At 75.1% G+C, this 13555-nt stretch carries 13 protein-coding genes; 10 read left to right on the plus strand and 3 right to left on the minus strand.

All coding sequences use genetic code 11. The features are described from left to right. Nucleotide 1: 1 nt before the first annotated feature. Together ABD994_RS24785 and ABD994_RS24790 are read right to left on the minus strand one after the other, a co-directional pair. A complete protein-coding gene (locus ABD994_RS24785; RefSeq protein WP_345421831.1) occupies nucleotides 2-1351 on the minus strand; it encodes a phosphotransferase family protein in 1350 nt (449 codons plus the stop codon). Continuing rightward, complete coding sequence (locus tag ABD994_RS24790; protein ID WP_345421835.1) at nucleotides 1348-2604, minus strand: acyl-CoA dehydrogenase family protein; 1257 nt, start codon at nucleotides 2602-2604, stop codon at nucleotides 1348-1350. The genes ABD994_RS24785 and ABD994_RS24790 overlap by 4 nt, the downstream gene beginning before the upstream one ends. A 202-nt stretch (nucleotides 2605-2806) precedes the next feature. Here ABD994_RS24790 and ABD994_RS24795 point away from each other — a divergent pair, with 202 nt between their 5' ends. Together ABD994_RS24795 and ABD994_RS24800 are read left to right on the plus strand one after the other, a co-directional pair. Continuing rightward, nucleotides 2807-3616 carry a crotonase/enoyl-CoA hydratase family protein gene (locus tag ABD994_RS24795; protein WP_345421837.1) on the plus strand — a complete coding sequence of 270 codons (810 nt, stop codon included), beginning with the start codon at nucleotides 2807-2809 and terminating at the stop codon, nucleotides 3614-3616. A gap of 88 nt (nucleotides 3617-3704) precedes the next feature. After that, nucleotides 3705-4574 carry an EthD domain-containing protein gene (locus ABD994_RS24800; protein ID WP_345421840.1) on the plus strand — a complete coding sequence of 290 codons (870 nt, stop codon included), beginning with the start codon at nucleotides 3705-3707 and terminating at the stop codon, nucleotides 4572-4574. A gap of 4 nt (nucleotides 4575-4578) precedes the next feature. Here the strand turns inward: ABD994_RS24800 and ABD994_RS24805 are convergent, their stop codons facing one another. After that, nucleotides 4579-5211, minus strand: a complete 633-nt coding sequence (locus ABD994_RS24805; RefSeq protein WP_345421843.1) for a TetR/AcrR family transcriptional regulator — start codon at nucleotides 5209-5211, stop codon at nucleotides 4579-4581. Nucleotides 5212-5280: 69 nt separating this feature from the next. On the opposite strand from ABD994_RS24805, the gene ABD994_RS24810 reads away from it, so the two are divergent. Genes ABD994_RS24810 through ABD994_RS24845 form a run of 8 tightly spaced genes read left to right on the plus strand, consistent with a single transcriptional unit; the run spans nucleotide 5281 to nucleotide 13482 of the window. Further along, nucleotides 5281-6432, plus strand: coding sequence for an acyl-CoA dehydrogenase family protein (locus tag ABD994_RS24810; protein WP_345421846.1), 1152 nt, complete (start codon nucleotides 5281-5283; stop codon nucleotides 6430-6432). Beyond that, nucleotides 6429-8018, plus strand: coding sequence for an acyl-CoA carboxylase subunit beta (locus tag ABD994_RS24815; protein ID WP_345421849.1), 1590 nt, complete (start codon nucleotides 6429-6431; stop codon nucleotides 8016-8018). The genes ABD994_RS24810 and ABD994_RS24815 overlap by 4 nt, the downstream gene beginning before the upstream one ends. 10 nt (nucleotides 8019-8028) lie before the next feature. Continuing rightward, the gene (locus ABD994_RS24820) at nucleotides 8029-9954 is read left to right on the plus strand and encodes an AMP-binding protein (RefSeq protein ID WP_345421852.1); all 1926 of its coding nucleotides are present in this window, start codon (nucleotides 8029-8031) and stop codon (nucleotides 9952-9954) included. Next, nucleotides 9951-10406: a MaoC family dehydratase gene (locus ABD994_RS24825; RefSeq protein ID WP_345421855.1), complete on the plus strand. Its 456-nt coding sequence runs from the start codon at nucleotides 9951-9953 to the stop codon at nucleotides 10404-10406. The genes ABD994_RS24820 and ABD994_RS24825 overlap by 4 nt, the downstream gene beginning before the upstream one ends. Then, nucleotides 10403-11203 carry an HpcH/HpaI aldolase/citrate lyase family protein gene (locus ABD994_RS24830; RefSeq protein WP_345421858.1) on the plus strand — a complete coding sequence of 267 codons (801 nt, stop codon included), beginning with the start codon at nucleotides 10403-10405 and terminating at the stop codon, nucleotides 11201-11203. The genes ABD994_RS24825 and ABD994_RS24830 overlap by 4 nt, the downstream gene beginning before the upstream one ends. Before the next feature lie 11 nt (nucleotides 11204-11214). Continuing rightward, a complete protein-coding gene (locus ABD994_RS24835; RefSeq protein ID WP_345421861.1) occupies nucleotides 11215-12105 on the plus strand; it encodes an LLM class flavin-dependent oxidoreductase in 891 nt (296 codons plus the stop codon). Then, a complete protein-coding gene (locus tag ABD994_RS24840; protein WP_345421864.1) occupies nucleotides 12102-12647 on the plus strand; it encodes a quercetin 2,3-dioxygenase in 546 nt (181 codons plus the stop codon). The genes ABD994_RS24835 and ABD994_RS24840 overlap by 4 nt, the downstream gene beginning before the upstream one ends. Further along, nucleotides 12628-13482, plus strand: coding sequence for an alpha/beta hydrolase fold domain-containing protein (locus ABD994_RS24845; protein WP_345421867.1), 855 nt, complete (start codon nucleotides 12628-12630; stop codon nucleotides 13480-13482). Before ABD994_RS24840 ends, ABD994_RS24845 begins: the two co-directional genes overlap by 20 nt. The last annotated feature ends 73 nt before the right edge of the window (nucleotides 13483-13555 follow it).

The following is a 13555-nucleotide window of genomic DNA, read 5'->3' on the forward strand; positions in this document are numbered from 1 at the left end:
TTCATCGTCCGGGCAGGGCGGCGTAGCGCGGGTTGGTGACCGCGAGCTTGTCGGTGACGTCGGCGCGGACCGCGGCGAGCAGCGCCGGGTCGGTGTCGTCGACCGCCCCGCTGCGGATCGCCCGGGCCAGGTCGGCCTGGTCGCGGTACCCGAGGCCGGCCAGGCGCTCGCGGTGGCGTCGCTCGTGGTCGGGGCCGAGCCGCAGCTCGCGGCCGACGCCGTCGAGGACACCCGTGGCGACGCGGGCCAGGTAGGCCAGGCGCTCGTCGTCGACGGTCATGACGTCGTCGCGCAGGAACCCCGCGACGGCCTCGACGAGGTCGGTCGCCGACGGGCGTCCGGGCAGGTCGGGGCGGGGCGCCTCGGCGGCCGGCCGGTCGGCGGTGTCGGGCACGTCGAGGGCGAGCAGCAGGTCGTGCTCCTGCTCGGCGACCCGGCGCCCGATCGCGGCGAGCTCCACCGACGGCGTCGTGCCGTCGAGGTGGCGCCCGGCCATCTCGCGGCACCCGAGCGCCCACCACACCGTGCGGTGCACCCGCCACCAGTGCACCGCCGCGGGGTCGGGGCGGACGCCGGCGACCTCGGCGTACCCGTCGAGCAGCTCGTCGACCGTCCCGAGGCCCGCGACGGGCAGCTCCCGACCGAAGCGCCAGCACTTGACGCAGAGCCAGCCGAGGTCCTCGCGGGGGTCGCCGCGGTGGACCATCTCCCAGTCGAGCACCGCGCGCAGCCCGCCCTCGTCGATCATGAGGTTGCCGAGGCGGAAGTCGCCGTGGACGACGGCCTCGCCCACCGCGTCGGGCCGCTCGCGGTCGAGGCGGCGCAGCGCGATCTCGACGGCGGGCAGCGGCTCGTCGAGGGCGTCGTAGGTCGCGCGGAGGCTCTCGACGGGGTCGGCGGCCTCGAGGCCCGGGACGTCGGCGACGGGGATCGCGTGGACGCGCGCGAGCGTGCGCCCGAGCTCGGCGGCCAGGCCCGCGCGGGCGGCGGCGTACCGGTCCTCCCGCAGCAGCCGCGGACCGAGCGTCTCGCCGTCGACGTGCTCGGTGACGAGGTAGGGCGACCCGACCGTCGCGGTGTCGGTGCCGCTGTCCACCAGCGGCGGGACGCGGACGCCGGCGCGCGCCGCCGCGGCGATGACCGCCGCCTCGCGCGCCATGCCCGCGGGCCGGTCGGCACCCGGCTGGTCGCGGCGCAGCGCCAGCCGGCGCCGCCCGCCGGGCCCGACCGCGCTGAACGACCACGTCTCGCGGCTGGCGCCGGCGGTGAGCCGCCGCAGGCCCTCGACGGTGACGTCGGCGCCGGCGAGCGCGGTGAGCCGCCGGGCCAGCGCGGCCCCGAGCTCGGTCACCGGACCTTCCGCGGGCCCTGGAAGCCGAACAGGTAGCCGGCCACCCGCCGCATCTGGATCTCCTCGGCGCCCTCGGTGATCCGGTACCGGCGGTGGTGGCGGTAGATGTGCTCGAAGGGCGTGTGCCGTGAGTAGCCCAGGCCGCCGTGCACCTGCATGGCGCGGTCGGCGGCGTCGCAGACGAAGCGGTTGGCGCGGTAGTTGCACATCGAGACGCGGTCGCTGACCTCGGCGTGCGGGACGCGGTCGAGCTCCCACGCGGTCTTGCGCACCAGGCCGCGCAGCATCTCGGCCTCGGTCTGGAGCTCCACCAGCGGCCACTGGATCGCCTGGCGGGTGGCCAGCGGGGCACCGAACGTCACGCGTTCGCGGGCGTAGGCGACGCTGCGGTCGATGCAGTACTGCCCGGCCCCGACGCCCGACGCGGCCTGGCGGATGCGGTTCTCGTGCACGAACGTCTGCGCGACGTCCAGTCCCTGTCCTTCGGACCCGAAGATCGCGCTGTCCGGCACGCGGACGTCGCGCAGGCTGACCTCGGCGTGGTCGGTGGGCATGTTGAGCGTCCACCAGTGGAAGTCGACCGAGAAGCCGGGCGTGTCGGTGGGCACGAAGAACGCGGTGATCCCGCGGGCGTCGCCGTCGTCGCCCGACGTGCGGGCGAACACGACGTCGTGGGTCGCGGAGTGCATCCCGGAGTTCCAGCGCTTCGCGCCGTTGATCACCCAGTCGCCGCCGTCGCGCACGGCGGTCGTCTCCATCCACGTGGCGTCGCTGCCGTGGTCGGGCTCGGAGAGGCCGAAGCCGAGGCGGGCGGTGCGGGTGAGCACCGGCTCCGTGAACTCCTCGCGCTGCTCGGGCGTCGCGAACGCCAGCAGCATGTGGACGAACGGGAAGTTGCCGACCACCGACGACTCGTTCTGCAGGTCGTTGTGGAGCCCGAGCCCGCGGTGCGCGAGGTGCTCGCGGATCACCGCCATGTCCAGGTTGGTGCCGTCGCCGCCCCCGACCTCCGCCGGCAGCCCGTAGCGCAACCAGCCCGCGGCGTCGGCGCGGCGGAACATCTCGGCGAGCAGCTCCTCCCACTCCCGCCGCGGGACGCCGCCGTGCTCGAAGTCGGTGCGCGCCCACTCGCGGCGGTGGTCGAAGAAGCGCTGGTTGTCGTCCTGCTCCTGCAGCGGCACGATCTCGCGCTCGATGAAGTCGTCGAGCGCCGCGAGCCGCTGGGTCAGCTCCGCCGGGAGCGCGAAGTCCACACCGACCTCCTCCTGAACGACCGTTCAGCGAGCATGGCAGTGGGTCGGACGCCGACGGAAGACCGGCGCCGTGGTCAGCCCAGCCCGCCCTCACGGTCGATGTCGATCTCCCGGGTGACCGTACGGGCGTGCTGATCATCGTCGGCCGGTCTCCGGCGCCGCAGGAGCAGCGAACGCGCCGGTCGCTGCGAGACTGGCGACCATGAGCGACGAGCAGCGGGTCACGGTCGAGGTCACCGACGGCGTCGCCGACGTGCGGCTCGCGCGTCCCGACAAGCGCAACGCGCTGGACCCGGCGATGTTCGAGGGCCTCGTCCACACCGGCGAGCGGCTGAAGGCCGACCGCTCGGTGCGGGTCGTGGTGCTCTCGGGCGAGGGGCCCGACTTCTGCGCCGGGCTGGACTTCGGGTCGTTCCGCGCGATGGCGTCGGGCGAGCGGCTCTCGGCGTCGGCGCAGCTCCCGGACACCGACGGCCCGGCGCGGGCGACGGGCCAGCGCGCGGCGTGGGTGTGGGCGGAGCTGCCGGTGCCGGTGATCGCGGCGATCCGGGGCAACGCGCTCGGCGGCGGCCTGCAGATCGCGCTCGGCGCCGACATCCGCATCGTCGCCCCCGACGCCCGGCTCTCGGTGCTCGAGGCGAAGTGGGGCCTGATCCCCGACATGACCGGCACCCAGGTGCTGCCCGAGCTCGTCGGCCGCGACGTCGCCAAGGAGCTGACGCTGACCGGCCGCTTCGTCAGCGGCACCGAGGCCGCGGCCCTCGGGCTCTGCACGCGCACCGACGACGACCCCGTCGGCGCCGCCCTCGAGCTCGCCCGGGGGATCGCCGGGCGCAGCCCCCACGCCGTGCGCGCCGCGAAGCGCCTGCTCGACCTGGCCGGCCGGGTCGACCTGGCGACGGGGTTCGCGGCTGAGCAGGAGGAGATCGGCGCGCTCATCGGCAGCCCGAACCAGGTCGAGGCCGTCACCGCCGGGTTCGAGAAGCGCGACCCGGTGTTCCGGGACGCCTGACGGCGAGCTGTCCCGGTGAGCGGGACCCGTCCCTGACCGGGGCGCGGCGGGCTGGTCAGGCTGTGATCCCGCTCACCCGGAGGTCCCCATGCCCGATCAGCCCGACGCCCTGACCCTCGTCATGCCCCTGCGCAAGAAGGAGGGGATGACGGTGGCCGAGTTCCGCCAGTACTGGCTGGACGTCCACGTCACCCTCCCGGCCCGCTACCCGGGCCTGCGCAGCGTGTTCCTGCACCTGGTGTCGTTCGCGGACTCCCGCTGGCCCGCGGTGGACGGGGTGTCGGCCGCACCGGCGGAGGCCGACGAGTTCCACGGCGTGCCCGAGGCGACCTTCGCGTCGATGGAGGACCTGGCGACGTTCCAGGAGGCGTCGCACTTCCAGATGCTGGACGGGATCAACTTCCTCAGCGAGATGCTCGCCTATCCCAGCGTGGGGGACGCGACGGAGACGCTCGTCGACAGCACCGCGCCCTCCCCCGACGGCACCGACGGGCTGCTGCGGCACCTGCTGTTCCTGCGCCGCCGCCCGGACGTCGACGTCGCGACGTTCCGGTCGTGGGTCGCCGACACCTTCGCCCCGGCGCTGGCCGGGTCGGCGCGCAAGGTGCGCCGGCACCTGCTGGAGGAGATCGAGGTGGCGCTCGACCACCCCGGCACCGTGATGTCCAAGCCCCTCGACCGGCAGTACCAGGCGTGCGTCGAGGTCGTCCTCGACGGCGAGGACGGGCTCGATGCGCTCGTCGCCGCCCTGGCCGACGGGGTGCGTGCGCACTGCGCCGCGGTGCACGCGCCCCGGGTGGAGCGCTGCATCGCCAGCCGCTACGACGGGCGGATCACCCTCGCCGGCCTGCGCGGGGTGACCGTCGCCGACCTCATCACGCGGATGCGGGCGGAGAACCAGGTCGACCCGGCCGTCTCGCGCATCTTCGTGCAGGACGAGGCGCTGCTGCCCGCGTAGGCGCTCAGCCCGCGTCGAGCACCGCCAGCAGCACCGTCGCGACGTCCTCGCCGAGCTCGCGGGGGGTGCGCGGGCCGGCGGGGTCGAACCACTTGTAGGTCCAGTTGGCCGCGCCCAGCAGGGTGTTGACGTAGACGTTCACCGCGATCGGGAGGGTCAGGCCGCTCTCGCGCAGGTGGTCCTCGACGGCCTCGCGCACGAGGCGCTCGTAGACGCGCCGGCGCTCGAGGATCGGCTGGCGCAGGTCGGGCGGCAGCTCGGACTCCTCCTCGAAGCAGATGGTCAGCAGGTCGCGGTGCTCGCAGGTGTACGCCGCGCGGTCGACGATCAGCTCGCGCACCGCCTCCCGCGTCGACGACGCCCGGGCGACGATGGCGCGCCCGCGGGCCAGGCTCTCGTCGAGCACCTCCTCGTAGACGGCGACGAGGAGGTCCTGCTTGGTCCGCACGTAGTGGTAGAGCGTCGGCTTGCGCAGCCCGACCTGCTCGGCGACCTCGTTCATCGACGCCGCGCGGTAGCCGCGCCGGCTGAAGACGGTCACGGCGCCGGCGAGGATCCGCTGCCGCTGCTCGTCGGCCCGGCTGCCGGCCGCCGACCCCGCTCCCCCACCCGCCATCCCCACCCCGCCCGCTGCCACGCCTTGACCGTCCCGCTGTGATGTGGGGTACCTTCGTCCGACCGGTCGGTCGAACGCAAGGGAGCACCGGTGGGTTACGACCTCGACGAGGTCCACGAGGACTTCCGGCGCACGTGCCGGGCCTTCACCGACGAGCGCGTCCGCCCGGTGGTCGCCGAGGCGGAGCGCGAGGGGCGCCCGCCCGAGCGCCTCTGGAAGGAGATGGGCGACGCCGGCCTGCTGGGCCTGCTGACCCCGCCCGAGTACGGCGGGTCGGCCGGCGAGGGCGGCGAGGCCACCGCCGTCACCGTGCTCGCCGAGGAGCTCTCCCGCGCCGCCGGCGGCATCGCGGTCGGCGCCCTGGTCAGCGCCTACATGGCCGGCCCGCACATCGTCCGCCACGGCACCGCCGAGCAGCGCGACCGTTGGGCCGCCGCGATCGCCGCGGGCGAGGCCATCGCCTCGATCGCGGTCACCGAGCCGGGCGCCGGGTCGGACGTCGCGGGCATCACCACCCGGGCCACGAGGACCGACGAGGGCTGGGTGCTCGACGGGCGCAAGATGTACATCACCAACGCCGGCCTGGCCGACGTCCTCGTCGTCGGCGCCAAGACCGACCCCGCGGGCGGCCACCGCGGCATCACCACGTTCGTCGTGCCGGCCGGCACGCCCGGGCTCTCGTTCGGGGCGCCGCTGGCCAAGATGGGCTGGCACTCGTCGGACACCCGCGAGGTCGTCCTCGACGGCGTCGTGCTCGGCGAGGAGGCGGTGCTGGGCGTCGAGGGCCGCGGCTTCCACCAGATCATGGACGCCTTCCAGCTCGAGCGGGTCGCGCTCGCCGCGATGGGCGTCGGGCACGCCGCCGAGGCGCTCGACACGGTGACCGAGTACGTCCGGGGCCGCGAGGTCGCCGGCGAGCCGCTCACCGGCCGCCAGACCATCCGTCACCGCCTCGCCGCGATGGAGATCGAGCTCGAGGCCGCGCGGGTCATGACCTACAAGGCCGCCGACCGGCTCGACCGCGGCCACCCCGACGCCGGCCGCTCGGTGGCGGCGGCCAAGTACTTCGCCGCGAAGGCCGCGGCGTGGGTCGTCGACGAGGCGGTGCAGCTCTTCGGCGGGGCGGGCTACCTCGAGGAGACGCCCGTCGCCCGCCACCACCGCGACGTGCGCATCCTGCGCATCGGCGGCGGCACCGACGAGATCCAGCTCGAGATCCTCTCCAAGCGGCTGATCCCGTGACGGAGACCGCCCCGGCCAACGGCACGGGTCCCGCGTGGGAGGTGTCGGCGTCCCCTCCCCCCGGGGCGCCGGCACCTCCCTCGGGGGACGACGTGCTCGCCGCCGCCGAGCGCGCCCGCCAGGGCGGGGACACCTCGCGCTGGCCGGCGAAGCTGCCGGTGCGCCGGCGCCTCGAGGTCCTGCTCGACCCGGGCAGCTTCGTCGAGGACGGGCTGCTCGCGGCGGCCAGCGACCCCGGCATGCTCGCCGACGGCGTCATCACCGGCGTCGGCGAGATCGAGGGCCGGCAGGTCGCGATCATCGCCCACGACTTCGGCGTCAAGGCCGGGTCGTGGGGCGAGCGGACGTGCGAGAAGCAGATCCGCATCCTCGAGCGCGCCGACCGCGACCTGCTGCCGGTGATCTACCTCGTCGACTCCGCGGGCGGGCGCCTCACCGAGCAGATGGGCTTCTTCCCGGGCCGCCGCGGCGCCTCCCGGATCTTCCACCTGCAGGTCGCGCTGTCGGGCCGTGTCCCCCAGATCTGCTGCCTGCACGGCCCGTCGGCGGCCGGCGGGGCCTACATGCCCGCGTTCACCGACTGGGTGGGCATGGTCGACGGGCAGGCGTCGATGTACCTGGCGTCGCCGCGCGTGGCCGAGAAGGTCACCGGCGAGCGCACCACCGCCGAGGAGATGGGCGGCGCGCGGATGCACGCCGAGGTCTCCGGGTGCGGCGACGCGGTGTTCGACGAGGACTGGCAGGCCCTCGCCGCCGCGCGGCTGCTGTTCACCTACCTGCCCGCCCACTTCGACCAGCCCCCGCCCGCCGCCGAGCCCCGCGAGCCCGAGGCCACCGGCTGGGACGGGCTCGTGCCCGAGGACCCGACCGTCGGCTACGACGTCCAGACGGTGATCGACCGGCTGGTCGACGCCGGCTCGTTCTTCGAGATCAAGCCGGACTGGGCGCAGGAGATCGTCGTCGGGTTCGCGCGGCTGGAGGGCCGGGTGATCGGGCTGGTCGCCAACCAGCCGCAGGTGCGCAGCGGCGCCATCCACGTCGACTCCGCCGACAAGGCCGCCCGCTTCATCTCGCTCTGCGACGCCTTCGACGTCCCGCTGGTGTTCCTGCAGGACGTGCCCGGGTTCATGGTCGGCGTCGCCGTCGAGCGCCAGGGCATCATCCGCCACGGCGCGAAGATGATCGCGGCGATGTCGTCGGCCGAGGTCCCGAAGTTCACGGTGGTGCTGCGCAAGGCCTACGCCGCGGGCTTCTACGCGATGTGCGCGCCCGGGTTCGAGCCGCGGGCGACGCTCGCCCTGCCCAGCGCGTTCATCGGTGCGATGGGGCCCGAGGCGTCGGTGAACGCCGTGTACGCCGGCAAGATCGCCGCCATCGAGGACCCCGAGGAGCGGGAGGCGTTCGTCGCCGCCCGCGTCGAGGAGCACCGCGCCGAGGTCAACCTGCTGCGCATGGGCGACGAGCTCGTCGTCGACGCCGTCGTGCCCGGCGAGGAGCTCCGCGGCGAGCTCGTCACGCGTCTGCGCCACGCCGACGGCTGGACCCGGCGGCCCGGCCGGCGCCACCACCTCGTCAGCCCCGTCTAGGAGAGGATCGATGGACTCCTCCGACACCCTCGGCGCCCTGATCTCCGCGCCGCTGATCCCGCTGCCCGACCGGTGGCGCTCCGCCGAGCGGGCCGAGGAGCTGGCGGCGTGCCGCGCGCTCCACGACGCCGACCCCGACGACTACTGGGCCTGGGTCGCCGGCCAGCACCGGTGGCTCACGCCGTGGGACACCGTGCGCTCGGGCGAGCTCGGCGACTTCCGCTACTTCTCCGGCGGGCGGATCAACGTCGCCGACAACTGCGTCGACCGCTGGGCCGACGACCCGGCCACCGCGCAGCGCCCGGCGATCGTGTGGGAGGGCGAGCCCGGCGACACCCGCACGCTGACCTACGCCGAGCTGGCCGACGAGGTCGACCGGCTCGCCGGCGGGCTGCGCTCGCTGGGGGTCTCCCCCGGCGACGTGGTCGCGGTCTACATGCCCAACCTCGTCGAGGCGTTCACCGCGATCCACGCCTGCAACAAGATCGGCGCGATCTACACCGTGCTGTTCTCGGGCTTCGGCCGCGACGCCGTCGCCTCGCGCCTGTCGGCCGCCCGGGCGAAAGCCGTCGTCGTCGCGGACGGCATCTACCGCCGCGGCAAGGTCGTCGAGCTGCTGGAGACGCTGCGCGCCGCGCGGTCCGACGCCCCGACCGTGGAGCACGTCGTGGTGGTCGACCGCACCGGGCGCGACCTGCCCCTGTCCGGGGACGAGGTGTCGTACGCGCAGCTCCTCGCCGACCACCCCGAGGGCGCCGCGACCGTCGCGCTCGACCCCAACGAGGCCGCGTTCCTCATCTTCACCAGCGGCACCGAGTCGCGCCCCAAGGGCGTCGTGCACTCCGTCGGCGGCTTCCTGCTCGGCACGTGGGCCAACGTCCACTGGCAGGCCGGGCCGGCCGAGGGCGACGTCTACTGGGTGGCCGCCGACGTCGGCTGGCTGACCTTCCCGATCCAGGCGGTGATCGGCGGCCTGGCCCACGGCTCGACGATCGCCTGCTACGAGGGCGCGCTGGACACGCCGAGCCCGTCGCGGTTCTACGACGTGTGCGCGCGCCACGGCGTCACGCAGGTGCTGTGCGCGCCGACCGTGCTGCGCATGCTCCGCAAGTTCGGCGACGACCTCGCGGCCGCGCACCCGCTGGAGCGCCTCGCGCTGATCACGGTGCAGGGCGAGCCGCTCGACGGCGAGACGTTCACCTGGGCGTCCGAGACGTTCGGCGTGCCGATCGTCAACGCCTACGGGCAGACCGAGACCGGCTCGACGTGGACCTACCCCGTCACCGGCGTCGACGACCTCAAGGCCGGCTCGGCCGGGACGCCGGTGCCCGGGCACGCGTTCGCAGTGGTCGACGATGACGGCGCCGAGGTGCCGGCCGGGGTCAAGGGCAACCTCGTGATGACCCGGCCGTTCCCCACGCTCGCGCGCACGGTGTGGGACGACCACGAGCGCTACCTCTCGACCTACTTCGGCCGCTTCCCCGGCCGCTACGCCACGAACGACGAGGCCGTCGTCGACGCCGACGGTCACCTGTGGGTGCTGGGCCGCGCCGACGACGTCATCAACGTCGCCGCGCACCGGCTGTCGACGATGGAGATCGAGGCGGTGGTCGGCACCCACCCGCGGGTGGTCGAGGCGGCGGTCGTCGGCATCCCGGACGCGACGAAGGGGACGGTGCCGGTGGCGTTCGTGACGGTCACGGGGGACGCGGACGGCGTCCCCGACGAGGTGCGCACGCTCGTCGGCGACACCATCGGCGGGCTCGCCCGCCCCGACCGCGTCATCGTCACCGCGGCGATGCCCAAGACCCGCACCGGCAAGATCATGCGACGGCTGATGCGCGAGGTCCTGCTGCACGGCGAGGCCCGCAGCGACACCTCGGCGCTCGAGGACCCGGGCTCACTGGACACCCTGGCCACGGCGGTGCGGGCGTGAGCGGCCTCTGGTTCGAGGATCTGAGCGAGGGCCTGGTGGTCGAGCACGCGACCCGGCGCACGGTCACCGAGACCGACAACGTGCTGTTCACGACCATGACGATGAACCCCGCGCCGCTGCACCTCGACCACGCGTACGCGGCGACGACGGAGTTCGGCCGGCCGCTGGTCAACAGCATGTTCACCCTCGCCCTGGTGGTGGGGCTGTCGGTGCCGGAGCTGACGCTGGGCACGATCGTCGCGCAGCTGGGGCTGGACGACGTGACGTTCCCGGCGCCGGTGTACCCCGGCGACACCGTGCGGGTGGAGACCGAGGTGGCGTCGCTGCGCGAGTCGCGGTCGCGGCCCGACGCCGGCATCGCGGTGTTCGCGCACCGGGCGCGGAACCAGCGCGACGAGGTCGTGTGCACCTGCACGCGGACCGGCCTGATGTACCGGAGGCCCGCGGCGTGAACGTCCCGCGCAGCCTGCTCTTCGTACCGGGCAACCGGCCGGAGATGATCGCCAAGGTCCCCCGCTGGTCGCCGGACGCGGTCGCGGTCGACCTCGAGGACGCCGTCGCCGCCGGCGACAAGGACGACGCCCGCGAGGCCGCGGTGCGCGCCGTCGCCGAGCTGCCGGCCGGCGTGCAGATCTTCGTGCGGGTCAACGCGACCGCGACGTCGTGGCACGCGGACGACGTCGCGGCGGTCGCGGGATCGGCGGCGCACGGTGTCGTGCTGCCCAAGCTCGAGGACCCCGCGCAGCTCGCCGACCTGGCCGGGCGCCTCGGCCTGCCCGTCATCGGTGGCCTGGAGACCGTGCGGGGCGTCGCGCGGTGCCGGGAGCTGGCCGCGGGGTGCCTGGCCGTCTACTTCGGCGCCGAGGACTACATCGCGTCCATCGGTGGCCGGCGCACCTCCGGTGGGCTCGAGGTGCTGCACGCGCGCAGCGAGGTCGTGCTCGCCGCGGCGCTGGCGGGCGTCGGCGCGCTCGACCAGGCCGTCGTCGCCGCGCGCGACACCGACGCGTTCCGGGTCGACTCCGCCGCGGGTCGCGACCTCGGCTACGACGGCAAGATCTGCATCCATCCCTCGCAGGTGGCGCTCGCACACGAGGCGTTCACGCCCACCGATGAGGAGGTCGCCCACGCCCGCGCGGTCATCGAGGCCGGGCGCTCCGGGGTCGGCGTCGTCGACGGGGAGATGGTGGACGACGTGCACCTGCGGATGGCCGCCGCGGTGCTGCAGCGGGCGGGGGTCGACGCGTGAGGGTCGGGCTGATGATGTCGCCGACCTTCACGCCGGACGACGCCCGGCGGGCCGAGGAGCACGGCTTCGACCTCGTCGCCGCCGGCGAGCACGTGCTGTTCGGCAGCCCGACGGCGAACGCCTTCGTCACGCTCGCGGCGGCCGCTCCCGTCACCACCCGCGTGCGGCTGCTCAGCGCCGTGACGCTGCTGCCGCTCTACCCCGCGCCGCTCGCGGCGAAGATGGCGGCGACGCTGGACCGCGTCTCGGGCGGGCGCCTGGAGCTCGGGGTCGGCGTGGGCGGCGAGAACCCGGTGGAGTTCGCCGCCTGCGGGGTGCCGGTGCGCGAGCGCGGGCGGCGTACCGACGCGGGCCTCGAGGTCCTGGGCCGGCTGTTCGCCGGCGAGGCCATCGACGTCGACGGCACCCCGGCGCGGCTCGACCCGCTGCCGCTGCAGCGGCCGCGACCGCCGGTCTGGGTGGGTGGGCGTTCCGAGGCCTCGATGCGGCGCGCCGGGCGCGCGGGCGACATCTGGATGCCCTACCTCGGCAGCCCCGACCGCGTCGCCCGTGGCCTGCGCACGGCCCGCGAGGAGGCCGAGCGCCACGGCCGCGACCCGGCGGACGTCACCGGCGCCTACTTCGCCTGGAGCTGCGTCGACCCCGATCCGGCCGTCGCCCGCCGCACCGCCCTCGACGCCCTCGCCGCGACGTACGGGCAGGACATGGAGCGCATCGTCGACGCGTGCGTCCCGTACGGCACCCCGGAGCAGGTCGCCGCGCGGTTCGCGGAGTACCGGGACGCGGGCGCCGAGACGATCGTCGTGGCCCTGGCCGTCCCGGCCGAGGGCCGCGAGCGCGTGGTCGAGATGATCGCGTCCGACGTCCTGCCCCGTCTGCAGGGTGAGACGGAGGGTCGATGACCGCGGAGTACGTGACGCCCGGCGACACGCCGCGCGGTGCACTGCCGGGCCGCCCGGCGCCGTTCGTGCTGGCCGCCGGTGAGGGCGAGCGGGCGCACCTGTTCGACCAGCTGTTCACCGTGCTGCTCTCGGGCGACGAGACGCAGGGGCAGTTCGGCGTGTTCACCATGGAGGCCCCGCGCGGGCGGGCGATCCCGGTGCACGCCCACGACGACGTCCACGAGATCTTCTACGTGCTCGACGGGCAGGTCCGCGTCGCGATCGAGGACGACGACGGCGCGGTGCTCGACCGGGTGCTGACCACCGGCGACTTCGGCTACGTCCCGGCCGGGCGCCGCCACCAGTTCCGCGTCGAGTCGCTGCGCGCCCGGACGCTGGGGGTGTCGACCGGCGGGTTCGAGCGCTTCTTCGCCGCGGCCGGCGAGCGCACCGACGCGACGATGCCGCCGGTCGTGCCCGTGATCCCCTCGTCCGAGCAGCTGGGCGAGGCCGCCCGCCGCTACCGCAACGAGTTCTTCCCCGATGCCCGCCTCATCGACTGAGGTCCCGGAGGCCGTCCACGCCGGCGGCGTCGCGCTGTGGCGGGCCGTCGAGTACGCCACGGTCCCCGGGTACCGGCCGCTGCTGCTCGATCTCCACCGCCCCGCGGACGCGCCGGCGCCGCCGCTGGTGGTCTTCCTGCACGGCGGCGGCTGGCGCGCGGGGAGCCGCGCGTCGTTCGGGCCGATGTACCGCGGGTGGCAGCCGTCGCCGTTCGCGCGCCTGGCCGCGGCCGGGATCGCCGTGGCGTCGCTGGACTACCGCCTCTCCGGCGAGGCCCTCTTCCCCGCGCCCCTGGACGACGTCGCCGCGGGTCTGCGCTGGCTGCGGGAGCACGCCGACGACGTGGACGTGGACGCCTCGCGGATCGTGCTGTGGGGCGAGTCCGCGGGCGGGCACCTCGCCGCCCTGCTCGGCCTGGCCGACCCGGACGTCCGCGCCGTCGTCGACTGGTACGGGCCGGCCGACCTCACCACCCTCGTCGAGGACGCCGCGGCCGGCGGCATCAGCGCGGTCGACCCGGCCGCCCCGGACTCCCGGGAGGCCCTGCTGCTGGGCGCGACGGCGGCCGCCGAGCCGGACCGGGCGTGGCGAGCGAGCCCGGTCGCCCACGTCCACCCCGCCGCCCCGCCGTTCCTGCTCCGCCACGGCACCGCGGACGTCCTCGTCCCCGCCCGGCAGTCGCAGCGCCTGGCCGCGGCACTGGAGTCCGCGGGCGCGCCGGTGCAGCTCGACCTCGTCCCGGGCGCCGACCACCTCTGGCGCGGCTCCCCCGCCGCCGCGACCGAGGCGTTCGACGACGCGCTCGCCTTCGCGGGCGAGCACCTCGGGGTCTGACGCCCGCCGATCAGCGTCGCCGAGGAACGGCGCGCGGGGCGTGCCAGCAACGCGGCATTGCTGGCGTCCAGCG

This window comes from Actinomycetospora chlora (assembly GCF_039542135.1).
Lineage (GTDB): Bacteria > Actinomycetota > Actinomycetes > Mycobacteriales > Pseudonocardiaceae > Actinomycetospora > Actinomycetospora chlora.

What these genes read in the sequence shown, in the direction of transcription:
- ABD994_RS24795 (WP_345421837.1), top strand. Translation starts at nt 2,807, where the DNA reads ATGAGCGACGAGCAGCGGGTCACGGTCGAGGTCACCGACGGCGTCGCC.
- ABD994_RS24800 (WP_345421840.1), top strand. Translation starts at nt 3,705, where the DNA reads ATGCCCGATCAGCCCGACGCCCTGACCCTCGTCATGCCCCTGCGCAAG.
- ABD994_RS24820 (WP_345421852.1), top strand. Translation starts at nt 8,029, where the DNA reads ATGGACTCCTCCGACACCCTCGGCGCCCTGATCTCCGCGCCGCTGATC.
- ABD994_RS24835 (WP_345421861.1), top strand. Translation starts at nt 11,215, where the DNA reads ATGATGTCGCCGACCTTCACGCCGGACGACGCCCGGCGGGCCGAGGAG.
- ABD994_RS24840 (WP_345421864.1), top strand. Translation starts at nt 12,102, where the DNA reads ATGACCGCGGAGTACGTGACGCCCGGCGACACGCCGCGCGGTGCACTG.
- ABD994_RS24845 (WP_345421867.1), top strand. Translation starts at nt 12,628, where the DNA reads ATGCCCGCCTCATCGACTGAGGTCCCGGAGGCCGTCCACGCCGGCGGC.